Annotated in this window: 17 protein-coding genes; 3 read left to right on the forward strand and 14 right to left on the reverse strand. The window is 65.2% G+C overall.

Features of this window, described 5'->3' with window-relative positions:
* Nucleotides 1–2: 2 nt before the first annotated feature.
* Both JQ603_RS03845 and JQ603_RS03850 read right to left on the reverse strand, forming a co-directional pair.
* Entirely contained in the window at nt 3–1,406 is a 1,404-nt protein-coding gene (locus JQ603_RS03845) for an efflux RND transporter periplasmic adaptor subunit (protein ID WP_212336643.1), read from the reverse strand.
* Entirely contained in the window at nt 1,396–2,880 is a 1,485-nt protein-coding gene (locus tag JQ603_RS03850) for an efflux transporter outer membrane subunit (protein WP_212336645.1), read from the reverse strand. The genes JQ603_RS03845 and JQ603_RS03850 overlap by 11 nt, the downstream gene beginning before the upstream one ends.
* 749 nt (nt 2,881–3,629) lie before the next feature.
* Here JQ603_RS03850 and JQ603_RS03855 point away from each other — a divergent pair.
* Nucleotides 3,630–4,664 (forward strand): cysteine synthase A, encoded by a 1,035-nt coding sequence (locus JQ603_RS03855; RefSeq protein WP_212336647.1) that lies wholly within the window; start codon nt 3,630–3,632, stop codon nt 4,662–4,664.
* Between the two features lie 61 nt (nt 4,665–4,725).
* Here JQ603_RS03855 and JQ603_RS03860 read toward each other — a convergent pair whose 3' ends face one another.
* The 6 genes from JQ603_RS03860 to JQ603_RS03885 all read right to left on the reverse strand — a co-directional run bounded on the left by JQ603_RS03860 (nt 4,726) and on the right by JQ603_RS03885 (nt 13,956).
* Nucleotides 4,726–6,969: a tetratricopeptide repeat protein gene (locus JQ603_RS03860; RefSeq protein ID WP_212336649.1), complete on the reverse strand. Its 2,244-nt coding sequence runs from the start codon at nt 6,967–6,969 to the stop codon at nt 4,726–4,728.
* A 131-nt stretch (nt 6,970–7,100) separates the two neighbouring features.
* A complete protein-coding gene (locus JQ603_RS03865; RefSeq protein ID WP_212336651.1) occupies nt 7,101–9,341 on the reverse strand; it encodes a tetratricopeptide repeat protein in 2,241 nt (746 codons plus the stop codon).
* Between the two features lie 100 nt (nt 9,342–9,441).
* Nucleotides 9,442–10,179 carry an amino acid ABC transporter ATP-binding protein gene (locus JQ603_RS03870; protein ID WP_245003366.1) on the reverse strand — a complete coding sequence of 246 codons (738 nt, stop codon included), beginning with the start codon at nt 10,177–10,179 and terminating at the stop codon, nt 9,442–9,444.
* An 11-nt stretch (nt 10,180–10,190) separates the two neighbouring features.
* The gene (locus JQ603_RS03875) at nt 10,191–11,711 is read right to left on the reverse strand and encodes an amino acid ABC transporter permease (protein WP_212336652.1); all 1,521 of its coding nucleotides are present in this window, start codon (nt 11,709–11,711) and stop codon (nt 10,191–10,193) included.
* Complete coding sequence (locus tag JQ603_RS03880; RefSeq protein ID WP_212336654.1) at nt 11,708–12,913, reverse strand: amino acid ABC transporter permease; 1,206 nt, start codon at nt 12,911–12,913, stop codon at nt 11,708–11,710. The genes JQ603_RS03875 and JQ603_RS03880 overlap by 4 nt, the downstream gene beginning before the upstream one ends.
* A 26-nt stretch (nt 12,914–12,939) precedes the next feature.
* Nucleotides 12,940–13,956: an amino acid ABC transporter substrate-binding protein gene (locus JQ603_RS03885; RefSeq protein ID WP_212336656.1), complete on the reverse strand. Its 1,017-nt coding sequence runs from the start codon at nt 13,954–13,956 to the stop codon at nt 12,940–12,942.
* Between the two features lie 381 nt (nt 13,957–14,337).
* Here JQ603_RS03885 and metC point away from each other — a divergent pair, with 381 nt between their 5' ends.
* Nucleotides 14,338–15,522 carry a cystathionine beta-lyase gene (gene metC, locus JQ603_RS03890; protein ID WP_212336658.1) on the forward strand — a complete coding sequence of 395 codons (1,185 nt, stop codon included), beginning with the start codon at nt 14,338–14,340 and terminating at the stop codon, nt 15,520–15,522.
* 133 nt (nt 15,523–15,655) lie between these two features.
* Complete coding sequence (locus JQ603_RS03895) at nt 15,656–17,347, forward strand: Na/Pi cotransporter family protein (RefSeq protein WP_212336660.1); 1,692 nt, start codon at nt 15,656–15,658, stop codon at nt 17,345–17,347.
* Here the strand turns inward: JQ603_RS03895 and JQ603_RS03900 are convergent.
* The 6 genes from JQ603_RS03900 to pbpC form a co-directional block, all read right to left on the reverse strand.
* On the reverse strand, nt 17,318–17,758 hold the full coding sequence (locus JQ603_RS03900) for a DUF3592 domain-containing protein (RefSeq protein WP_212336662.1): 441 nt from the start codon (nt 17,756–17,758) through the stop codon (nt 17,318–17,320). The two genes, JQ603_RS03895 and JQ603_RS03900, sit on opposite strands and share 30 nt — an antisense overlap.
* 43 nt (nt 17,759–17,801) lie before the next feature.
* Nucleotides 17,802–18,140, reverse strand: coding sequence for a lipid-A-disaccharide synthase N-terminal domain-containing protein (locus tag JQ603_RS03905; RefSeq protein ID WP_130367048.1), 339 nt, complete (start codon nt 18,138–18,140; stop codon nt 17,802–17,804).
* Complete coding sequence (locus tag JQ603_RS03910; RefSeq protein WP_212336664.1) at nt 18,137–18,874, reverse strand: glycosyltransferase family 2 protein; 738 nt, start codon at nt 18,872–18,874, stop codon at nt 18,137–18,139. Before JQ603_RS03910 ends, JQ603_RS03905 begins: the two co-directional genes overlap by 4 nt.
* Before the next feature lie 66 nt (nt 18,875–18,940).
* Nucleotides 18,941–19,786, reverse strand: a complete 846-nt coding sequence (locus JQ603_RS03915; RefSeq protein WP_212336666.1) for a phosphatase PAP2 family protein — start codon at nt 19,784–19,786, stop codon at nt 18,941–18,943.
* A 1-nt stretch (nt 19,787) separates the two neighbouring features.
* The gene (locus tag JQ603_RS03920; protein ID WP_212336668.1) at nt 19,788–21,530 is read right to left on the reverse strand and encodes an ArnT family glycosyltransferase; all 1,743 of its coding nucleotides are present in this window, start codon (nt 21,528–21,530) and stop codon (nt 19,788–19,790) included.
* Between the two features lie 50 nt (nt 21,531–21,580).
* Nucleotides 21,581–23,791: a penicillin-binding protein 1C gene (pbpC, locus tag JQ603_RS03925; RefSeq protein WP_245003367.1), complete on the reverse strand. Its 2,211-nt coding sequence runs from the start codon at nt 23,789–23,791 to the stop codon at nt 21,581–21,583.
* Nucleotides 23,792–23,798 lie beyond the last annotated feature (7 nt).

The raw sequence follows: 23,798 nt of genomic DNA on the forward strand, positions 1-23,798 counted from the left end.
GATCATGGCTGCTTGGCTCCAGATCCCGATGCCCCCGGCCCCGGTGCCGGACCGGTCTGTCCCTTCTGGTCGCCTTCGCTGCTGTTTCGCTTGGCGCGGAACTCGCCGTCCTTGGCTTGTCCGTCCTTTTGCGAATCCTTCTGACTGTCCTTGGCCCCATCCTTCTTCTGAGCATCCGGACCGCGCGAGCGCTTGCGCGGGGCGAGATCGGCCGACGGCGTCTGGTCGTCGCGGCCGACGACCACCTTGGAGCCGTCGGAGAGGTTGGCAAAGCCGGTGGTGACGACCTTGTCGTTCGCCGACAGGCCGCTGGCGATCACCGCGTCATGTTCGTTCTGCTGCGTCACCGTCACGGGCTTGGCCGAGACGACGTTGTCCTCGCCGATGACATAGCTGAAGGTGCCGACCGGACCACGCTGCACCGCCGATGTCGGCACCACCAGCGCCTGCGTCAAGGTCTCGACCTTGAGGCGGACATTGACGAACTGGCCGGGCCAGAGCTGGTAGTTGGCGTTGGGGAATTCGGCCTTGAGCTTGAGCGTGCCGGTGGTCTGGTCGACCTGGTTGTCGATCCCGGTCAGCTTGCCGGTGTCGATCACGGTGATGCCGTCATTGCCGAACACGTCGACGGCAAGCGCCCCCTTGGCGGCAGCCGCGTTGACCCGCATGATCTGCTGCTGCGGCAGGCTGAACCACACCGCGATCGGCTGCAATTGCGTGATCACCACGAGGCCCGTGGTGTCGGCGGCGTGGATGATGTTGCCCTGGTCGACCTGGCGCAGGCCGGCGCGACCCGAGAGCGGCGCCACGATCTTGGTATAGCTCAGCGTTGCCGCGGCATTGTCGATCGCGGCCTGGTCGGCCTTGACCAGCGCCTCGGTCTGCGCGACCAGCGCGCGCTGGGTATCGGCCTGCTGCTTGGAGCCGGCATTGGAGGCAGCGAGCTGCTCGTAGCGCGCGAGGTCGATGCGCTGGTTGGCGAGCTGGGCCAGATCCTGCGCCTTCTTGGCGACCGCCTGGTCGTATGTCGCCTGATAGAGCGCGGGATCGATCTCGCCGAGCACGTCGCCCTTCTTGACGTCCTGGCCCTCGGTGAAGTTGACCGCGATCAGCTTGCCATCGACCTGCGAGCGCACGGTCACGGTGTTGAGCGCACGGATCGCGCCGACGCCGTCGAGGTAGACCGGCACGTCCTGGATGCGCGGCGTCGCCGCCAGCACCGGCACCGGCAGATCGGGCCGCTGGTTGCGGTTGTTCGCCTGCTGCTGGTGCATGACGGTCCAGCCGACATAACCGAGGCCGCCGAGGATCGCGAGCGTGATCAGGGTCATGACGAAGCCGCGGCCGCGCGACCTGGTCGCCGTGCCCTCCTTCGCGCCTTGCTTCATGTCCGGCTTAAAGAGCATTGACCGGTTTCTCCATTCGCGGCTCCCAGCCGCCGCCGAGCGCCTGATACAGGCTGACGATGGCGAGAAGCCGTGCGAGTTGGGCCTGCCACAACGCGTCTTCGGCCTGAAATAGTGTCTGCTGGACGTTCAGCACGGTCACGATGTCGGCCGTGCCGGCGCGCAATTGCTGCTCGGCGAGATCGAAGGCGCGCTTCGACGAGGTAACGACATCGCGCTGCAATTGTAGCTTGATGGTGGTCTGCTTGATCGAATACAGCGCGTTGTCGACGTCCGCAAACGACTGGATGATGGTCTTGCGGTAGGTCTGAAGCAACTCGTCCTGCCGCGCCTTGGCGAATTCGAAATTGCCGAGGATCTTGCCGCCGTCGAAGATCGGTTGCGTCGCGCTGCCGACGAGCTGGAAGAACGCAGCATGCGGCTGGAACAGCGACACCAGCGCCGAGCTCTGATAGCCGCCATTGCCGGTGAGCTGGATGGTCGGGAAGAATTGCGCGCGCGCGTTGCCGATATTGGCGGTGGCCGAGGCGAGCTGCGCCTCCTGCCGGCGGATGTCGGGCCGCTGCGTCAAAATTTCCGACGGCAGGCCGGGCGTCACGCGCGGGATGGCGATACTGTTCAGCGAACCGCCGGCGATGCGCACGCTTTCCGGCGGGCGAGATACCAGCACGGCGAGCGCGTTTCGGTTCTGGTCGAGCGTCTGGCGCAGCGGCGGCACCAGCGCCTTCTGGTTGGCGAGCACGCTCTCCTGCTGGGCGACATCGAGATCGGTGCCGGTGCCGGCCTTGCGGCGCTCGCGGATGGCATCAAGGATGCGCTGCGCGCTGGCGATGTTGCTCTGGGCGGTGCGCAGCCGGTCCTGCGAAGCCAGCACCTGGAAATAGGCATTGGCGACGGCGGCCAGCGTCGTCAGCGCGACGGTGTCGCGATCGAAACGGTTGGCGTTCGCCGTCTCCTCCGCCGTCTGCAGCGCATCGCGGTTCTGGCCCCAGAAATCGAGCTGGTAGCTCGCGCTCAGCGAGGCCGAATAGTTGACGACTTCGCGCCCGCCATTGGTGAGACCTGATGACGAGGAGCCCGAGGTGCGCGAATAGGTTTCCGATCCGCTCCCCGACAGGCTCGGCAGCAGCGCTGCACCCGCCTGTCGCGCCTGCGCGTCGGCCTGGACGATGCGCGCCACGGCGGCGGCGATGTCGAGGTTGACGGTCTGGGCCTCCTCCATCAGCTGAGTCAGCTCGGAGGAACGGAAGCCGCGCCACCAATCCAGGGACGGCGGCGCATCGCCCTTCCCGGCATATTTGTATTGTGTGGGAACATCGAGCGCGGGATCCGGAAGATCCTGCGTCAGCACGCATGCGCCTGAACTTGCAGCCACGCACAGCACGGCAAGCCAGCGCGCTGCACGACGCGTCCGGGACGCAGACCCGAAAGACCGCCGCACGGCAATCGCCGGAACATGCTGTGTCACATCCACCCCCCGCCGGGCAGATCGAGCCGCCACCGCGCAGCCGGATTAACCGATTCGCGGCCGGACGGTCGGGGGGCTTTTGGCAACTCGTTCACAGGCGATGCTTTCTGCGGAACCTTGAACTTCATACTAGCCGGGCGCGGAACAGCGGGACAGTCCCGCAGGTGCGAGATGGCAGTCCCCGCGCCATCCCATCACGACCAAACAAATGCAAGATATGCCTGTCTTGCAGTTACTTCTCGATTTTTCATGGCGCCGGAAAGCACGTTCAAGCTTACCAAGATTTCATGTGATATTGGCGCCACACCCAGGCGAGAGCGGCTTGATCCGGCTGCACCGGTCAGCAGCGAGCTGCATGCGGCCTCGGCTCCGTCTCAAGACGCAGCGGGCAGCTCTCACAAGGCCGTCAAGGATCGGGCACGAGCACCCCGCTCGCACATGCTTCCCCACGTGCAATTCAACTCGTCCGGGAACCACGTGCGGCCAAGCCGGCATGCACGCGGTAGAGATGGGCTGTGAGCGGTGGTTGCGACGACCGATATCTTCCGTGTCCCTGAGGTCACCGGGCATATTCGTTCCGCCGCTATCCGAGACCGTATCCCGGCATTATTCGCGCTGTTCTTTGCTCGGGAATGTCGCCGCTCTGCGGGTCGCTTCCACCACTTTCGCCGCAGCGCAAAAGCCTTCCCCTTTGCCCTCCCAGGCACTAGGTTCTGGCCAGCCAGATCAACCCTTTGCCAGTGATTTCCCCCGACATGACCATTCGAACCAACGTTGTCGAAGCCATCGGCAACACCCCGCTGATCAAGCTCAAGCGCGCCTCGGAATTGACCGGCTGCACCATCCTGGGCAAGGCCGAGTTCATGAATCCCGGCCAGTCGGTGAAGGACCGGGCCGGCAAATGGATGATCCTGGAGGCGGAGAAGCGCGGCGAGCTCAAGCCCGGGGGCCTCGTGGTGGAAGCGACCGCCGGCAACACCGGCATCGGCCTGGCGGTCGTCGCCAGCGCCCGCGGCTACCGCACGCTGATCGTGATCCCGGAGACCCAAAGCCAGGAGAAGAAGGATTTCCTGAAGCTGTGCGGCGCCGAGCTGATCGAGGTCCCGGCCCTTCCTTTCGCCAATCCCAACAATTACCAACATGTCGGCCGCAGGCTCGCCGACGAGCTGCGCAAGACCGAACCGAACGGCGTGCTGTTCGCCGACCAGTGGAACAACCTCGACAACGCCAAGGCGCATTACGAGTCGACGGGCCCCGAGATCTGGGAGCAGACCGGCGGCAAGATCGACGGCTTCATCTGCTCGGTCGGCACCGGCGGCACGCTGGCCGGCACCAGCCGTTATCTCAAGGAGAAGCACCCCGGCATCGTCAATGCCTGCGCCGATCCGCAGGGGTTTGCGATGTACGAGCTGTTCAAGAACGGCCAGGCCAAATCGACCCCGGGCGACTCCATCACCGAGGGTATCGGCCTCGGCCGCGTCACGCCCGTGATCGAAACCGCCAAGGTCGACGATGCCTTCCTGATTCCGGACGCCGAAGCTGTGTCGGTGATCTACGACCTGCTCCTGCACGAAGGCCTGTGCCTCGGCGGCTCCACCGGCATCAACATAGTGGGCGCAATTCGCCTCGCCAAGCAGCTCGGACCCGGCAAGACCATCGTCACCGTGCTGTGCGATTCCGGCAGCCGCTATCAGTCCAAGCTGTTCAACGCGGATTTCATGCGCGCCAAGAATCTTCCAGTGCCGGAATGGCTGGAGAAGCGCAGCAACATCAAGCCGCCGTTCGTCTGATCGGCAGCGGCCTCCTCACGTCGGGGACGGGCGTCCACGAGTTCGCGCCGGGGCAGCCGGTTTACGCCCGCTCGTCGCCTTCCGAGGCCGCAGCACAATAGTCGCGCCAGAACTTGCGATAACCCGCTTCGAGCTCACGCGTGTAGATCTCGACATTGCCGGCGGGCGAGGCTGCGATCTGAGCCGGCAGGCCTGCGCGCAACTTCGCCAGAAGCTCAGGCTGCGAGACAAATTTCCGGGCGATCTCGATATAGCCCTCGTCATGTTCCGCGACCCAGTCGCCGAGACCAACAGAAGCCACGATCGAGGCGCCGGCCCGCGAGGGGGCGCCGTTGCCGAGCTTGGTCACCACGGGAACACCCGTGTAGAGCGATTCCCAGCTGCTGATGCCGCCATTTTGCGGAAACGTATCCAGGGAAATATCGACATTGGCAAAGGCCAGCAGGTGGTCGTTGCGCGAGGTGAAGCCCAGGCAGGTGATGTTCTCCTCGGCAATGCCTTCCGCCACGAAGCGTGCGACCAGGCCGTCGCGCAACAAGGGTTCGTCGAGCAAACCATTCTTGAGGATGATCCTCGACCCCGGCAGCTCCCGCATCAGGCGCGACCACACACGGATCGCATCATCCGAAATCTTGTAGATGCGGTTGAACACGCCGAAGGTGACGTAGCCGTTGCGCAGCATCGGCAGCTCCGACGGCTGCAGATCCGAGACGGGCTCCATCGTGATCAGACACGGCAGATCGTGGATCTTTTCGGGAAACAGATGCCGGACCGATGGCGGAATGAAAACGGGATCCGCGAGCACATAGTCCATGGTCTGCATGCCCGTGCCCGTCGCATGTCCGAAGCCGGTGGCCTGGATCGGAGCCGGCTTCCGCGCGAAAACCCGCAGCCTGTTGGTGTTCGTGTGGCCCGAAACGTCGATCAGGATGTCGACATTGTCGGCCTCGATGCGATCGGCGAGTTCGTCGTCCGAAAGCTGCCAGGCGTCCACCCAGACGTCCGCCTGTTGCTTGAACATGGCGGTGTACTCGTCCGCTCCCGGCCAAGTGTAGTAGCAGATGATCTTGAAGTTGGCGTGATCGTGATGGCGCAGCACCGGCAGCAAGGTCAGTCCCGCCGAGTGTTGCCGGAATTCGGCAGCGACATAGCCGACCACAATCTGCTTGTCCGGATCGAGCGGCCGCTTTGGCAGTGTCCGCCGCGGCAGCTTGGAGCCGATCAAGTCCCACCAATCTCGTCGCACTGCCTGCTGGAGCGCGAAATCGGCCTCGGGGAGGTAGTCCTGCAAGAAGATCTTGCCCCTGATCGCATCCTCGTAGGCCGGCTTTATCGCCAGCGCGCGATCGAGATATTCGATCGCGGCGTCCATCTCTCCCTGGTTCGAATAACAGAAACCCATCAGCGCCAAGCCAAGCTCGGAGCGCGGATTCTGCTCGATCAGGGCCGTTGCGGCCGCCATCGCCTGCGCGGTCCTTCCCATCACGAGACAGACCTGTGCCTTGCCCTGGAGAGCCAGTTCGAATTTGGGCGAAATCGCAAGCGCGGCCTCGAAATCCGCAAGCGCCGGCTCCAGGCGCTGCAACTCGTAACTGAGCCGCCCACGCTGGGCGAGAATCCTGGGCGAGCCCGGCTTGATCGCGAGCGCCATGGCAAACTTGGCTGCCGCCTCCTCGTGATGCCGGAGCTCCATGCTGATCATGCCGTTGCCGACGATCGCCTCGGCGTGCCGCGGCTGAAACAGCAGGGCGCGATCGAAACTTTGCTTGGCGCGCTCGATCAGTCCGAGCAACATCTCGACCATGCCGCGATTGCAGAATGCATCGGCGTAATCCGGCTTGAGCTTGATTGCGCGCTCGTGCAGTTCGAGCGCCTGTTCGTACTGCCCCAGATGCATCAGCGTATTGCCGAGATTGGTCAGCGCCACTGCGAAATTCGGCTTCAGCGCGATCGCCTTCTCCTGGCACCGCCGCGCCTCCTCGAAATTGCCGAGGTCGAAATGCACGGTCGCGAGGTTGTTGTGGGCATCGTGCAGACGTGGATCGAGCGCAATCACGCGCTCGAGCAGCTCCTTCGCCTCCTCAAGGCGCCGGCCGTCATGCGCGCACATCCCGAGCAGGTGCATGGCGTCGACATGGTCCGGAAGCGCTTTCAGGATCTCACGGCAGAGCGCCTCCGTCTCGGCATATTTTCCCTGGCCATAGGCGGCGGCTGCGGCGGAGGTGACGGCGCCCGCCTGCTTCATCAATTTCTTCTGCAACCGCGCGTTCTGGAATGCGCGTGCGCCGGCGCCGCTGTTCTGCAAGGTTGCTCTCCGGAGGATGGCCCAGGGAGAGTCTAGCTGATTCGCAAGCCCGGCCAGCCGGCCGGCTCGACTGGCAACGCCTCCGTGATTTCCCGGTGTTCGCGTATGCTCATCCGGCGCGGTCGATCTGCCTACGCAACCTCGCCGCCTTCGGAGGCCGAGGCACAGTAGTCGCGCCAGAATTGGCGATACCCCGCCTCGACCCTGCGCGTGTAGATCTCGACATTGCCGGCGGGCGAAGCGGCGATCTGGGCCGGCAGTTCCGCGCGCAGCTTTGCCAGATGCGCAGGCTGGGCGGCATACTTGATCGCGATCGCGGCATAGCCCTCCTCGTCCTCGGCGACCCAGTCGTCAAGGCCCACGGCCGCCACGATCGACCCGCCGGCGCGCGATGACGAGCCGTTGCCGAGCTTGGCGACAACCGGAACGCCGGCGTACAGGGATTCCCAGGTGCTAATGCCGCCGTTTTGCGGAAACGTATCGAGCGAGATGTCGACGTTGGCAAAGGCCCGCAAATGCTCGTTGCGCGGCGTCGTGCCCATGCAGATGACGTTCTCCTCGGCAATGCCGTGTGCCACGAACCGCGCGATCAGGCCGTCGCGCAACAAGGGATCGTCGAGCAGCCCGTTCTTGATGATGATCTTCGATCCCGCCACCTCGCGCATCACCTTCGACCACACCCGCATCGCCTCGTCCGAGATCTTGAAGATGCGGTTGAACACGCCGAAAGTCACATAGCCGTTGCGGAGCATGGGCAGCTCCGAAGGCGGCACGTCCAGGATGGGATCGATCGTGATCAGGCACGGCAGGTCATAGACCTTTTCGGCCAGCAGATGGCGTGCCGATTGCGGAATGAAGGTCGGGTCCGCGAGCACGTAGTCCATGGTCTGCAGGCCGGTGCCGGTGGCGTGCCCGAAACCCGTGACCTGGATGGGGGCCGGCTTCCGCGAGAACACATGGAGCCTGCTGCCGGTCGTATGCCCGGACACATCGATCAGAATATCGATTCCGTCGGCCTGGATGCGATCGGCCAGTTCGTCGTCCGAGAACTGCGCGGCCTCGACCCAGACGTCTGCGCAAGACTTGAATTTCCCGGTCATCTCGTCCTGCAGCGGCCAGCAGGAATAGCAGACGATCTTGAACGCGGCACGATCGTGATGGCGCAGCACCGGCATCAGCGAGTAAGCCGCCGAGTGCTGCCTGAATTCGGAAGCGACATATCCGACCACGATCTGTCGGTCCGGATCGAGATCGCGCGGCGCCAAGGTCCGTTGAGGAAGCTTGGCGCCGATCTGATCCCACCAGTATTTTCGCGCCGCCTGCTGGACCACGAAATCGGCCTCCTGCAGGTAATCCAGCACGAATATCTTGTATCCGATGGCCTCGGGAAAGTCGGGCGCGATCGCCAGCGCCGCATCGAGATACTCGAGCGCCGTCGCGATGTCTCCCTGGTTCGCATAGCAAGAGGCCAGGAGCGACATGGCCGCCTCGGATTGCGGATTGATTTCGAGCAGCTTTTTGGCGCCCGCCATCGCGCCCGCCGTGTTCCGTACCATGATGTCGACTTGCGCCCGCCAGCACAGCGCGAGCTCATTCCGAGGCGATTGCGCCAGTGCGGCGTCGAAATCCGCTGCCGCCTGCTGCAGCCGGGACACAGTCAGATAGAGGCGTCCGCGCTGCACCAGAATTCTGGCCGAGCCCGGCTTGAGCGCCAGCGCGGTATCGAGCGCGGCTTCCGCCTCCTCGAAGTGCCGGAGTTCGAGGCTCACCATACCCCTGCCGGCAATCGCTTCCGCATGACGCGGCTGCAACGATAGGGCCCGTTCGAAGTTCTTTCCGGCACGCTCGAACTGGCCGATCATCAGTTCCGCCATGCCGCGGTTGCAGAATGCGTCGGCATAGTCCGGCTTCAGCCTGATCGCGCGCTCATGCAGCGCAATTGCCTCTTTGGCCTCGCCGAGGTGCAGCATCGTATTGCCGAGATTGGTCAGGGTGATCGGACAATTCGGCTTCAGCGCAAGGGCCTTCTCCTGGCATGCGCGGGCGTCCTTGAATTTCTCGAGCGCGAAATACACGGCGCCGAGATTGCTGTGGGCATCGGGTGAACGCGGATCGAGCATGGTTGCACGCTCGAGCAGGAATTGCGCGTCCTCAAGCCACCCGCCGTCGAACGCCAGCAGGCCAAGCAGGTGCGTGGCGTGGAAATGATCCGGAACCTCTTTCAGGATCTCGCGGCAGAGATTCTCGGTCTCGTCACGTCTGCCCTGCCCCAGCGCCTCGATGGCGAAGGACATGACGGCGTCCGCCTGCTTCCTCAACTTCTTCTGCAATCGCGCGTTCTGGTAGGCGCGCGCGCCGAGACTGCTCTGCAAGGTTTCTCTCCGGAGGATGGTCCGAAGAGAGCCCAGCCGATTCGCATGGTGCCAAGCTTGTGTGTCCGTCAGACCGGCGAGGCCGCCGGACTGCAGGCGCTCACCGCAGAATCTGGCTCAGGAACAGCTTTGTACGGGCGTGCTGCGGGCTGGCGAAGAACTCGTTCGGGGTGTTGGCCTCGATGATCTGGCCGGCGTCCATGAACACGACGCGGTTGGCGACCTCGCGGGCAAAGCCCATTTCGTGGGTGACGACCAGCATGGTCATACCCTCCTCGGCGAGATCGACCATGGTGTCGAGGACCTCCTTGACCATTTCGGGGTCGAGCGCCGAGGTCGGCTCGTCGAACAGCATCACCTTCGGGTTCATGGTCAGCGCGCGCGCGATCGCGACGCGCTGCTGCTGGCCGCCGGACATCTGGCCCGGAAACTTGTTGGCCTGGTGCGGGATCTTGACCCGCTCCAGAAATTTCATCGCGGTCGCCTCGGCGTCCCTCTTGGGGATGTTGCGCACCCAGATCGGCGCCAGCGTGCAATTGTCGAGCACTGTGAGGTGCGGGAACAGATTAAAACTCTGGAACACCATGCCGACCTCGCGGCGCACGGCGTCGATGTGCTTGAGATTGGGCCCGAGCTCGATGCCGTCGACGACGATCTCGCCCTCCTGGAATTCTTCCAGCGCATTGATGCAGCGGATCAGCGTGGACTTGCCGGAGCCGGAGGGCCCGCAGATGACGATGCGCTCGCCCTTCTTGACCTCGAGGTCGATGTCGCGCAGGACGTGGAATTCACCGTACCATTTGTTCAGGCCGGAAATCTTGACGATGGGGTCGGACATGATGGCCTCGATCAGTTGCGGCGGTGGGCGTTGAGGCGGTGCTCGACGAACAGCGAGTAGCGCGACATTCCAAAGCAGAAGATGAAATAGATGATCCCGGCAAAGGCAAAGCCGGTGAACGCGGTCGACGGCGTCGACCATTTCGGGTCTGAGAACGAGGCGCGTAGCGAGCCCAGGAGGTCGAACAGTGCCACGATCGAGACCAGCGAGGTGTCCTTGAACAGCGAGATGAAGCTGTTGACGAGGTTCGGAATGACATGGCGCAGCGCCTGCGGCAGCACGATCAACGAGGTCGTCTTCCACCAGGACAGTCCCAGCGCCGCAGCGGCCTCGCCCTGCCCGCGCGGGATCGCGGCAAGCCCGCCACGGACGTTCTCGGCCTGATACGCGCCGGTGAACAGCGCGATGCCGATCAGCGCGCGGACAAGGCCGTCGACCGTGAAATTGCCGGGCAGGAACAGCGGCAGCATGTAGGTGGCGAAGAACAGCACGGTGATCAGCGGTACGCCGCGCCAGAACTCGATGAAGGCGATCGAGAAGATCCGGATCAGCGGAATGGTCGAACGGCGGCCGAGCGCGAGCGCAATGCCGATCGGCAGCGAGGTGACGATGCCGGTGACGGAGACCACCAGCGTCACCAGCAGCCCGCCCCACAGATTGGTCAACACGATCGGCAGTCCGCCGTGGTCGAGCCCCATCAGCTTGATGACGATCGCGATGGCGACGAAAGTTGCGAAGCTCGACGCCAGAGCGCGCCAGCCAGTCCGCAGGCCGCCTGCGAGAAAGAAGGCGATCAGAGAAACGACGACCGTGGTGACGGCGAAATCGGTCCAGACCGCCTGCCCCGAGGCCTGGATCTGGTCGCGCAGCCAGGTCAACGGAAAGATCAGCCAGTGGATCGCGGTGCCAATCAGCACGATCAGGTTGCCGACGACCCACAACAGGGGTGCGATGGCCGAGGTCTTGCTGAGATTGAGCAGCACCTGGCCGGCGCCGATGATGCTCTCGTCGAACAATTGCAGCACGCCGGCCGTCCAGCTCAGGCCGAAGCCGGTGATGCCGCCGCCACGCAGCAGGAAGAATGCGACGACCGGAAACGCGAAGAAGAACAGGCCGGCGCTGAGGCCCTTCGCCGGCAGGCGCGGAACGAGCAGCGGCACCAGCAGGACCGCCGCCAGGACGAATGTGAGGTTGACCCGCCAGCGCTCGGCCTCGGGATAGAAGCCGTAGATCAGTTGCGGCAGCTTGGCCTGGATGTAGGGCCAGCAGGCGCCCACCGCGAAACCGACGTTCTCGGTGAGGCAGGCCGTGCGGTCCTTGCCGCTCCAGACCGCATCGACCATCAGGAACTTGACGCTGGGAACGATGGTGAACCAGAGCAGCAAGGCGCCCAGGATCGTGAGCAGGATGTTGGTCGGCGAGTTGAACAGGCGGGTCCGCGCCCAGCCGATGAAGCCCGTCGTCTTCACCGGCGCGGGACGCTCGTTCACCAGATCGTGCCGGACGAAGGAGGATGAGGCGATATCGGTCATGCGCCAAGGCTCCGGCTGACGCGCCAACCGTAGACGCTCATGACGGCGCTGGTGATGAGGGAGATCAGGAGATAGACGCCCATCGTCATCGCAATGATCTCGATCGCCTGCCCGGTCTGGCTCAGCGAGGTGCCGGCGAACACCGAGACGAGGTCAGGATAGCCGATCGCGACCGCCAGCGAGGAGTTCTTGGTGAGGTTGAGATACTGGTTGGTCAGCGGCGGCACGATAACGCGCATGGCCTGCGGCACGACAATCAGCCGGAGCGTGGCACCGCGGCTGAGGCCGAGCGAAGACCCCGCCTCCATCTGTCCCTTGTGGACCGACAGGATGCCGGCGCGTACGATCTCGGCGATGAAGGCGGCGGTATAGGTCGACAGAGCCACCGTCAGCGCCACGAATTCCGGGATGATCCGCGAGCCGCCGGCGAAATTGAACCCCTTGAGCTGCGGCAGCTCGAAGGTGAAGGGCAGACCGAAGACCAGCATCGTGGCCAGCGGAAGTCCGAGCAGCAAGGCCAGCACAGAGGGCCAGATGCGGATCACCTGCCCCCGCTCAAACAGCGCGCGCCTGGCGTAGAAGCGCAATCCCAGCGAGACGACGATGCCGAGGGCCAGCATCGCCAGGAACGGCTCGAACCCGCTCTCGCCGATCGGACGGGGAATGACGAGGCCGCGATTGCTGATGAAGGCGATGCCCAGCAGCGAAATGCTCTGCCGCGGATTGGGCAGGGCCGCGAGCACCGCCAGGTACCAGAACAGGATCTGGAACAGCAGCGGCAGGTTGCGGATGATCTCGACATAGATCTCGCCGACGCGCGACAGCAGCCAGTTGGGCGACAGTCGGCACAGCGCGATGATGAAGCCGATCACGGTGGCGAAGAAGATACCGACCACCGAGACGACGAGCGTGTTGAGAAGCCCGACCACGAACACGCGCAGGAACGTGTCCGAGCCGGTATAGGAGATCAGCGTCTGGTTGACGTCGAAGCCGGCATTGTTCCTGAGGAAGCCGAAGCCGGCGGCGATATGCTGGTTCTCGAGATTGGCGCGCGCATTGGAGACGATCTCGTAGCCGATCCAGCCCAGGATCGCGGCGAAGGCAAACTGGACGGCGACGCCGTTCCAGCCTGCCTTGCCGCCCAGAATGCGCCTGATCTTCAGCGCGATCTGGGCCGGCGGTTTTCGAGCCTCGGTGCTCATCGCCGCGTGCCGCGGATCAAGCAGGATCAGCGGATCGGCGGTGCGTATTGGAGACCGCCCTTGTTCCAGAGATTGTTGAGGCCGCGATTGATGGCGAGCGGCGAGCCGGCGCCGACGTTGCGATCGAACACCTCGCCGTAATTGCCGGTCGCCTTCACGATCCGCACCACCCAGTCCTTGGTCAGGCCGAGCTGTTCGCCGAAATTACCGTCGCTGCCGAGCACGCGCTTCAGCTCCGGGCTCTCCAGCTTCGCCTTCTCGTCGACGTTCTTGGAGGTGATGCCGAGCTCTTCGGCGGTGACGAGCGCGAACAGCGTCCATTTCACGATGTCGAACCACTGGTCGTCGCCGTGGCGCACCATCGGGCCGAGCGGCTCCTTCGAAATGATCTCGGGGAGCACCATGTGGTCGTTGGGATTGGCGAGCTTGAGGCGATTGGCGTAGAGGCCCGACTGGTCGGTGGTGAAGACGTCGCAGCGGCCGGCTTCATAGGCCTTGACGGTTTCGTCGTTGGTGCCGAACGCGATCACCTCGTACTTCATGTTGTTGGCCTTGAAGTAGTCGGCCAGATTCTGCTCGGTCGTGGTGCCGGTCTGCACGCAGACGGAAGCGCTGTTGAGCTCGAGCGCCGAATTCACCTTCAGCGACTTCTTCACCATGAAGCCCTGCCCGTCATAATAGGTCACGCCGGTGAAGTTGGCGCCGAGCGAGGTGTCGCGCGAGATGGTCCAGGTGGTGTTGCGCGAGAGAACGTCGATTTCGCCGGATTGCAGCGCGGTGAAGCGGTCCTTGGCCGAGGTCGGCACGTACTTGACCTTGGTCGGGTCGTTGAAGATGGCGGCCGCGATCGCGCGGCAGAGGTCGACGTCGAGGCCGGTCCAGTTGCCCTTGTCGTCGGGCGAGGAGAAACCCGGGAGGCCCTGGCTGACGCCGCAGGACAGCGTGCCCCGGTCCTTGATGGTCTTGAGCGTTTGCGCATCGGCGGCCTGGGCAGACAGGCCGGCGGCGAGAGCGAGAGTGAGAGCCAGGGTTACGCGTTTCATGGGCTGAAGGCCTTTCAAAGTCGTCTCAAGGTCAGGAATGTTGTCTCAGGATCGTCTCTGCCAGGGATAGCCTTGCAAGAGTCATGCTGGGAAACCTTGCCGAACACTCGCCGATCCCGGGAGGCCATACCTTAATCCCCGCCGCAGGCGCCCGCCATGATGGCCGTGGCGCCAGGTTCGGTCAGACGATGGATCGAAGGTCGCGGCAGGCCCCTCAACATGCGGCGACTGAACAGCACCTGCGCATCACAGAACGACTGGCGAGCCGGGTCAAGGGGTTGACGGGACTCTTCTGTGTTCTGTTATTAACGACAGCGGCCTTTCGGCCGGCCCCCACGGCGCAAGGCGCCCCGGCGGAAACGCGGTTTTGAAAGCAGGCGCATGGATTCCTCGCACCCCTCCCAGCAGCAGGCCGAGACCCGGCTGGTCACCTCCGGCCGCGACACCAAGGCGCAGAAGGGGTTCGTCAATCCGCCGGTGTTCCACGGCTCGACCGTGCTCTATCCGACCGCCGAGGACCTGCACGCCCATCGCGGCGAGTTCACCTATGGCCGCCACGGCACCCCGACGACCAGGGCGTTCCAGGACACGCTGATGGCGCTGGAGGGGCCGCAATGCGCCGGCGTCGGCATCGTGCCGTCGGGGCTCGCGGCGATCTCCACCACCCTGCTCTCGGTGCTGAAGGCCGGCGACCACATTCTGGTCGTCGACAACGTCTATCGGCCCTCGCGCAATTTCTGCAACGGCATGCTGACCCGCTATGGCGTCGAGACCGCCTATTTCGATCCGCTGATCGGCGCCGGCATCGACAAGCTGTTCAAGCCCAACACCCGCGCGGTGCTGGTGGAGGCGCCGGGCTCGCAGTCGTTCGAAATGCCCGACATCCGCGCCATCGCCGAGGTCGCGCATGCGAAGGGCGCGCTCGTCATCGACGACAACACCTGGGCGACGCCGCTCTATCACCGCTCGCTCGAGCAGGGTGTCGACATCAGCATGCAGGCCGCCACCAAATATATCGGCGGTCACTCCGACATCATGTTCGGCACCATCTCGGCCAATGCCAAGGCCTGGCCGATGGTGTCCGAAGGCATCCGCCTGCTCGGCGTCTGCGCTGGCCCCGACGACGTCTTCCTGGCGCTGCGCGGCCTGCGCACGTTGTCGGTGCGGCTCGCGCAGCACCATCGCTCCGGGCTCGACATGGCGCGCTGGCTGGCGGGGCGTCCCGAGGTTGCGCGCGTGCTGCATCCCGGATTGGAGACCGATCCCGGCCACGCGATCTGGAAGCGCGACTTCACCGGCGCCTCGGGCCTGTTCAGCATCGTCTTGAAGCCGGCGCCGCAGCAGGCGGTCGACACCATGCTCAACACGCTCAAGCTGTTCGGCATGGGCTTTTCCTGGGGCGGCTTCGAGAGCCTCGCGATTCCCTTCGACTGCAGCGACTATCGCACCGCGACCAAGTGGGCGCCCGGCGGGCCGACGCTGCGACTCCACATCGGCCTCGAGAGCGTCGACGACCTCAAGGCCGATCTCGATCGCGGCTTCGCTGCCCTCAAGGCGGCAATGTGAGCCTGCTCACAAGGCATCGCGCCGCGGGAACGAGCAACCGGCGCAAACGTTAACGCCGACGCGCCAACAAATGGTTTGATCCTCAAGCATTTGGCGCTAGCCTCACCAATCGACTCCAATCCGGACACGGAGAATGGGAACGTTGGTTCTGCTCGATCTGATGGGCGGCGTTGCGCTGTTGCTGTGGGGCCTGCACATGGTCCACAGCGGAATCCTGCGCGCGTTCGGTCCCGACCTGCGGCGGCTGCTCGGCAAGGCGCTCGGCAACCGCATCAGCGCGTTCGCCGCCGGGCTCTCGCTCACCGCGCTGCTCCAGAGCAGCACGGCGACTGCCCTGATCACCTCTTCGTTCGCGGCCGAGGGCCTCGTCAGCCTCGCAGCCGCGCTCGCCATCATGCTGGGGGCCAATGTCGGCACGACGCTGATCGTGCAGGTGCTGTCGTTCAACATCGCCGCCGTCGCGCCCGTCCTGTTCGTGCTCGGCCTCGTCGCCTTCCGCTCGGGACCGCGCTCCCGGATCAAGGACATCGGCCGCGTCTGCATCGGCCTCGGCCTGATGCTGCTGTCGCTGCACATCCTGCTCGACACGCTGGCCCCGGCGGAGAACGCACCCGGCATGCGCGTCGTGATGTCGGCGATCACGGGCGATCCCGTGCTATGCATCGTCATCGCCGCGCTCGTCACCTGGGCGGTGCATTCGAGCGTCGCCAGCGTGCTCTTGATCATGTCGCTGGCCTATTCGCAGTTCATCTCGCCTGAGGCAGCGCTGGCGCTGGTGCTGGGCGCCAATCTCGGCAGCGCCATCAATCCCGTGTTCGAAGGCGCCAGGCGCGACGATCCCGCGAGCTATCGCCTGCCGGTCGGCAATCTCGTCAACCGCGTGATCGGGATCGCGCTCGTGCTGCCGTTCCTGGGCGTGATCGCTGCGCACATGCATGCCTGGCAGCCGGATCTCGCGAAGATGACGGCGGCCTTCCACATCGCCTTCAACGTCGGCACCGCCATCATCTTCATCGGACTGCTCGACACCATGTCGCGTCTGTTGACCCGCCTTCTCCCCGATCGCGTGCAGGAAACCGACCCGGCCAGGCCGCGCTATCTCGACGAGAGCGCGCTGGAGACGCCGTCGCTGGCGCTGGCCGACGCCGCCCGCGAGGTGCTGCGGATGGGTGATCTCGTCGAAATCATGCTGCGCAAGGTGATGACCGCGATGATGACGGGCGACCGCGGGCTGGTCGACCAGGTCTCGAAGATGGACAATGCCGTCGACGGTCTCGACGAGGCCATCAAGCTCTACGTGACCAAGCTGATGCGCGGCAGCCTCGACGAGAGCGAGGGACGGCGCGCGATGGAAATCGTCTCCTTCGCCATCAACCTCGAGCATATCGGCGACATCATCGACAAGAGCCTGAGCGAGCTTGCGACCAAGAAGATCAAGCGCCGCTTCCAGTTCTCGGCCGAGGGCGCCGAGGAGCTCGCCGCCTTCCACAAGCGCACCATGGAATCGCTGCGGATCGCCTTCGGCGTGTTCATGTCGGGCGATGCCAACGAGGCGCGCAAGCTGCTGGTGGAGAAGACCACGCTGAAGAACACCGAGCTTGCCGCCGTCGAGCGCCATCTCGACCGCCTGCGCGAGGGCCGGCCCGAGACCATCGAGACCACCTCGCTGCATCTCGACGTGCTGCGCGATCTGCGCCGCATCCACTCGCATATCTGCTCGGTCGCCTATCCCGTGCTGGATGCCGCCGGCGAGCCCTATCGCAGGCACGAGGCGGAGACGGCCGCCCTGCCCGCTTCAGGCGCGGCCTCGGCGCTGCCGCGCTAGGGCGACGCGAACGAGAACAGCGCCTCCGGCCAGAAGCAGGCCGGCGCCGCAGAGCAGGCCAGGCACGATCCACAATGTCAGGAACGACAGCAGCCGCGCATCCTCGGGCCGCCCGGGATCGTAGGCGATCCTGACCCGCTCGCCCTCCGCATAGGGCTGCCCGGTTGATCCAGATGAGGACGTGAACGTCACTACGCGCCCCTCGCGCGTCGTGAATCGAAACGTCGGATAGAGAAAGGTCCCGCCATGATTTCCACCGCTGCGCGCGACGGCGCCGGCGAAACGCGCATCGGTCTGCTCGGCCCTCGCGAGAAATGCGATGGTGCCGCCGAGTTCGACAAGGCCGAGCCCGAGCAAGACCAGGCCGACCAGAACAACCGATACGAACAGAACTATCGGTGACTTGCGCATGCCAATCGGGAAGTCTGGATGCCCTGCCGCCCTCGGTCCCTGGTCAGCGCTCCAGCGTCTTCGAGGCGCGGCCGCGGTTCTTGACGATCAGCATGATGTTGCGGACATAGATGATGGTCGCGAGCGCCTGTCCGAGGATGATCACCGGCTCGCGCTTGACGACGCCATAGACCAGCGTCATCAGCCCGCCGCCCATCGAGCAAAACCAGAACGCCATCGGCACCACGCTGTTGCCGGCGCGCTCGCTCGCGATCCACTGCACCAGGAAGCGCGCGGTGAAGAACAGCTGCGCGACCAGGCCGAATGCGAGCCAGAAGTCGAACTTGGCGACGAAGACGTCGTAGAGATAGTTGCTCAGCGCCTGACCGTATTGAATGATCATGCGTTCACCTCGGTCACATCTGGTGTCGACTTCTTGCGGCGGATCAGCCACCACACGCCGGCGAGATCCATGATGCCGATCCACAGCCGGTCGAAGAAGCCATAATTGGACACGCCGGAACGGCGCGGCCGGTCGATCACGTCGACATAGGCGATGTCGTAGCCCTCGCGGCGGACCAGCGCCGGCAGGAAGCGATGTAGCCCATCGAAATAGGGCATCATCAGGAACACGTCGCGGCGGAACGCCTTCAGCCCGCAGCCGGTGTCGCGCGTGCCGTCCTGAAGGATCGCATTGCGGACCTTGTTGGCCACGCGCGACTGGAATTTCTTGAAGCCGGTGTCCTTGCGCCCGACGCGCTGTCCCGCGGCGAGGCCGACCCGCCCCGCCCCTTTTTCCACCGCAGCGATCAGGTCCGGCAGGAAGGCCGGATTGTTCTGGCCGTCGCCGTCGAGGGTTGCCACGATCACCCCGCGCGCGGCGCGTACGCCGCTGCGCACCGCAGCCGACTGGCCGCCTGATCTGGCGTGGCGGAGCTGACGCAGATTGCTCCGCTCCGCCATGATGGCCTTGAGCCGCTCGCCGGTCGCATCAGTCGAACCGTCATTGACGTAGATGATCTCGTAATCCCAGCGGCCGTCGAGCGCCGTCGTGATCTCCTCGATCAGGGGCGCGATGTTGTCGGCTTCGTTGCGCACGGGAACGACGATGGAAACCGATGGCTGGGACGTCGACAAATCGAGACTCGTGGTTGGAATTGGCCTGCCCCTCGGGGAACCGGCGACCCCGGCAGGCAGCCGCTTTTATGGGGCGGACGCTCCGCGGGCAACCCTTTTGAGGCGCGCTGTGACCGGCCCCGGAAGCGGCACGATGGTGCCGTCGGCACGGATGGCAAACGCGAGCCGGCGCGCCGCAAACCAGTAGCGGACGGTCATGGCACCGACGATGCCGACCAGGGCCCCGGCGGTGACGTCGCTGGGGTGATGCGCGAGCAGCACCAGACGCGTCAGCAGGATCACGATTGCGTAAGTGAACATGAACACCCGCAGCCGCGGCCACAACGCCGAGACCGCAAACGCCAGCGCGAACGCTGTGATCGCGTGGCCCGACGGCAGGCTGGCATAGGCTCCCGAGCCCTCGAACGGGATGAAGTTGAACGGATCGGCCTTGCCGCCGACGAACGGACGCCCGCGACCGATGAGAAATTTCAGGATCTCGCCGACGAACACGGACAAGGCAACAGACAGAAACAGGAATTGCAGCCGCGTGCCCAAGCCCAGCAGCAACGTGCGTCGAGTGCCGTGAAGTCCCGCGGCGATCAGTGCCACGATCACCAGCGCGACGCCCAGCACCGAGAGCACATACTCGTCCTTGCCGAAATCGGTGAGGATGCGGATCGGCCACAGGCTTGGTGTGCCGCGCGCCGGCATCAGCTGGATCTCGGTCAGGTCGAACGCCAGCATCAGCGCGATGACCGCGGCCGCGCCGACAGCGCTGAGCCAGAGCGAATGTCGCGCCAGCTTTCGTGCGGCCTCGGCGCGGCGCGAATGCGACGGCGAGCGCACGAGCTGCCCCAGCGCATGCCCCGTCACGGTGAGCAACTGCGCGGGATAGCCCGGGCGCGGCGCGCTATGGGTCGGGGCCGACATCCTATTCGGTGCCTTCCGAACGGAAGATCGAGATCGAGATCGCGCGCCCTTGCGAGAAATTGTAGCCGTCGATGCGCGCGCCGACCTTGTAGCGCAGCCCGATCGCCTCGGCGCGCTGCACGAAGCTGCGCTCCGAACGTTGCTCGATCAGCGCGAAGCGGCAGCTGCCCTGCCGCAGGAAGTCCGCCGCGCCCGAGCCGTCGGTGAGCAGCGTCTGCGTGCCGGTCAGGAACACCAGGCTCGGCTCGTGGTAGCCGGCAGCGGCCGCCTTGGGCCCGACGCAGCTGACGTTGCGAAGCGCGCGCGCGATCTCGATACTCGGGAACAACGGGGTCAGCGACGGCAGCACGATGCCGTAGACCACGACCGCAAGCATCAGGGCCGCAACCAGCGCGTTGAGCACCGAGCGTTCGGCACGGTTGTTGTCGTAGAGCCACCAGGCGAACAGGCCGAAGATCAGCGAGGCCGCGATGAACGGCCAGGCTACGAAGGCCGGCTGCCGGGTCAGCATGACCGCGCCGACCACCGCGATGATCGAGGCCGCCGCCGGAATCGCGAACCACCAGGCCGAGCCGCGCATCAGCCAGGACCGCGACAGCACGCGCCGCTCCAGCGCGCCGACGGTGAGGATCGCGATCGCCGGATACAGCGGCAGCACGTAGTGCGGCAGCTTGGTCAGCACCGCCTCGAACACGATCCAGGACGGGATCAGCCAGGCCAGCAGGAATTGCGCGCCGGGCTCGCGCCGGGCTCGCCAAACCGCGGGTGCCGCCATCGCCGCCAGCGGCGCTCCCGGCCAGAAGGTGATCCAGAACAGCGCCAGGTACATCCCGGGCGGTGCGCCATGGGATTCCTGCGCCCCTAACTTGCTGAGCATGTCGCCGCCGACGGAATCGGCGAAGAAGGTCTCGCCCGCGCGCCAGAAGATCGCGACGAACCAGGGCAGCACCAGCACCAGCATCCACATCAGGCCCCAGACCGGGCGCAGCTTCCACAGCCAGGAGGCATCGCGGTCCAGGATCGCGAGCGCGACGATGGTGAGCCCAGCGAACATCAGGATCAGCGGGCCCTTGATCAGGATGCCGACCGCGAGCGCGGTCCAGAAGATCGCGGGCCAGCTCCAGGGCGGACGGGTCTCGTCCTCGGCGCGCTGCCACGACAGGTAGGCCCGCGCCATCGCGCCCATCGCGGCGGTGACGCAGAACAGCAGCATCGCGTCGGTCTTGGCGAGCCGCGCCTCGACGCCGAGCAGCACGGAGGCGCACAGCAGCAGCGCCGCGAGCACCGCGGCGCGCCGCGTGACGAAGCCGAGCGCGGCCCAATAGGTCATCAGCACCGCGCCGATCGCACCTATTAGCGACGGCAGCCGGTAGACCCAGATGCGCAATTCGGCCTTCGGCAGCCTGAGTGCAGATGCGGCTTCAACCGCGGCCGATTGCAACCAGTAGATGCCGACCGGCTTCTTGTAGCGGACGTCCTCCTGGAAGCGGATGTCGACATAGTCGCCGCTCTCGACCATCTGCTTGGTCGCCTGCGCGAACCGCGCCTCGTCGCGATCGACGGGCGGGATGGTGAAGAAGCCCGGCAGGAACAGCAGCAGTGCGCACAGCAGCAGGAAAGCGACCGCGCGGGCGTGGCTGGCCGTGGCGATATCGAGCATGGTCACGAGCCGGCTACCCGGATTCACGGGCGATTTCGGCTCACGGGGCGCTCCAAAACGGGGGCTTGGGTAGGTCTCGGCCATTGGTTCCGCTTACGCTGAAACCGCCATCGCCACAACCGCTTAAGGCAGGGTCACTGAATTCGAATGACAACTGTGTCCGCGGCGCCCGTGGCATCGATCACGGTGAGCCGTGCAAAGCCCGGGCCGGGCGGATCGATCAGGCGCTGGCGTCGGCCGTCGATCTCACCGAGTGAGGTTCCATTAACCATCACGGTCATGGGCAGAACGCCACCGGCGACCTTGACGGGCATGGCGGCGCCCTCGGGCCCCCCCGAGCGATCGACGTCGATCCGCGAGCCGTTCAGCGGGAACTGGATGTGCAGCGCCTGCTCGCCCCCGGTCCGCACGAGCTCCCCGACCGGGCGGAACCGTTTGAGCGGCAACGGCAACTTCGCGTTGCTGGCGACCAGGGTTCCCTTGGGCGGCTTGGGCAGCGGGCTCAGCGTCTTGCCGCTCCGGGCGAAGGCGTCGAACAGGATCGGAGCAGCAGCCATGCGGCCAACCAGGCCGGGAACCGGCGCACCGTCGGGCCGGCCGACCCAGACGCCAATGGTCATGCGGCCGTCGAAGCCGACCGACCAGGCATCGCGATAGCCGTAGGAGGTGCCGGTCTTGAAGGCGATCCGGTTGTGGGCCGCGCTCTCCGGCGGCGGCGTGCCGAGCAGGACGTTGCCGACCTGCCAGGCGGCGACCTGATCCAGCAGCCGCAACGGCTCACGATCGTCCTTGGTGGTGACGATCTCGCGCAGCGGCTTGGTGGTTCCAAGACGAGCGAAGCCGGCATAGAGCTGCGCGAGATCCTGCAGCGTCACGCCGACGCCGCCGAGGCCCATGGCAAGGCCCGGCGCCTCGTCTTTCGGCAAGATGAGATTGCCACCGGCCTGCCGCAGCCGCGAGGCCAGTCGACTCGATCCGACGCGGTCGAGCAGCACGATGGCGGGAACGTTCAGCGATAATTGCAGCGCCTTCCTCACGGGCACCGTGCCCTGGAAGGTCATGTCGAAATTTTCCGGCGCGTAGGAGCCGAAGCGGACCGGCCGGTCGTCGATCAGGCTGTCGGGATGGACAAAGCCGTCCTCGAAGGCGAGCCCGTAGATGAACGGCTTGAGCGTCGAGCCCGGCGAGCGGATGGCGCGGGTCATGTCGACCTGCCCTGCCCGGGTCTCGTCGAAATAATCCGCCGAGCCGACGCGCGCGAGCACGTCGCCGCTCTCGTTGTCGACCACGATGATGCCGACCGAGATGTTGGGCCCGAGCGCGATGGCGCGGTCGCGCGCTAAGGGCTCCAGCACCTTCTGCAAGGTCGCATCCAGCGTCAGCTTGATGACCGGGTTGTCTTTCACGGTCGACAGCGCGGTGTCGGAGGCGTGCGGCGCCAGGATCGGCATCGGCTTGCGCAGTGTCGGTACCGGCACGGACTTGGCTTGCGCCGCGTCGTCGGCGCTGACCACATGCTCCTCGACCATGCGATCGAGCACGCGATCGCGCGCCTTGCGCGCCGCCTCGGGAAAGCGATCGAGCCGGCGCGTCTCCGGCGATTGCGGCAGCGCGACCAGCAATGCGGCCTCGGCCAGCGACAGCCGCTTCGGCTCCTTGCCGAGATAGGCGATCGAGGCGGCGCGGATGCCTTCGAGGTTGCCGCCGTAAGGCGCGAGAGCCAGATAGAGATCGAGGATCTGCTCCTTGCTCATGCTGCGCTCGATCTCGATCGCACGCACGATCTGCCGCAGTTTTGCGTAGAGCGAGCGCTGCCGCCGCGGCTCCATCAGCCGGGCGAGCTGCATGGTGATGGTCGAGCCCCCGGAGACGATGTGGCCACGCGTTCCAAGCTGCAAGGCGGCGCGGCCAAGTGCGAGCGGGTCGAGACCGTTGTGCGCGTGGAAGCGCTGGTCTTCATAGGCGAACAGCAGTTTCAGATAGGTCGGATCGACATTGGTCTTGGCATCGACCGGCAGCCGCCAGCGCCCGTCCGCCATCGCATAGGCACGCAGCAGCTTGCCGTTGCGATCGACGATGGTGGTGGAGACCTGACGCGCCTCGTCGAGCGGAAGCGGGCCGAGAGAGTAGACCCAGCCGACGAAGCCGATGATGGCGAGGATGAGCGTGAAGGCGGCGGCGGAGAGGAGGCGATGGCCCCTGCCCCTTCCTCCGCTGCTGTCGTTCCGGGATGGTCCGAAGGACCAGACCCGGAACCTCGAGATTCTCAGGCGCGCAATTGCGCGCCGTAGTTCGATGCTGCGCATCGCCCCGGAATGACGAGAGCTGTTATCGCCTTCGCTCATCGCGCCA

Origin of the sequence: Bradyrhizobium liaoningense (assembly GCF_018130825.1) — a bacterium.
Taxonomy (GTDB): domain Bacteria; phylum Pseudomonadota; class Alphaproteobacteria; order Rhizobiales; family Xanthobacteraceae; genus Bradyrhizobium; species Bradyrhizobium liaoningense_B.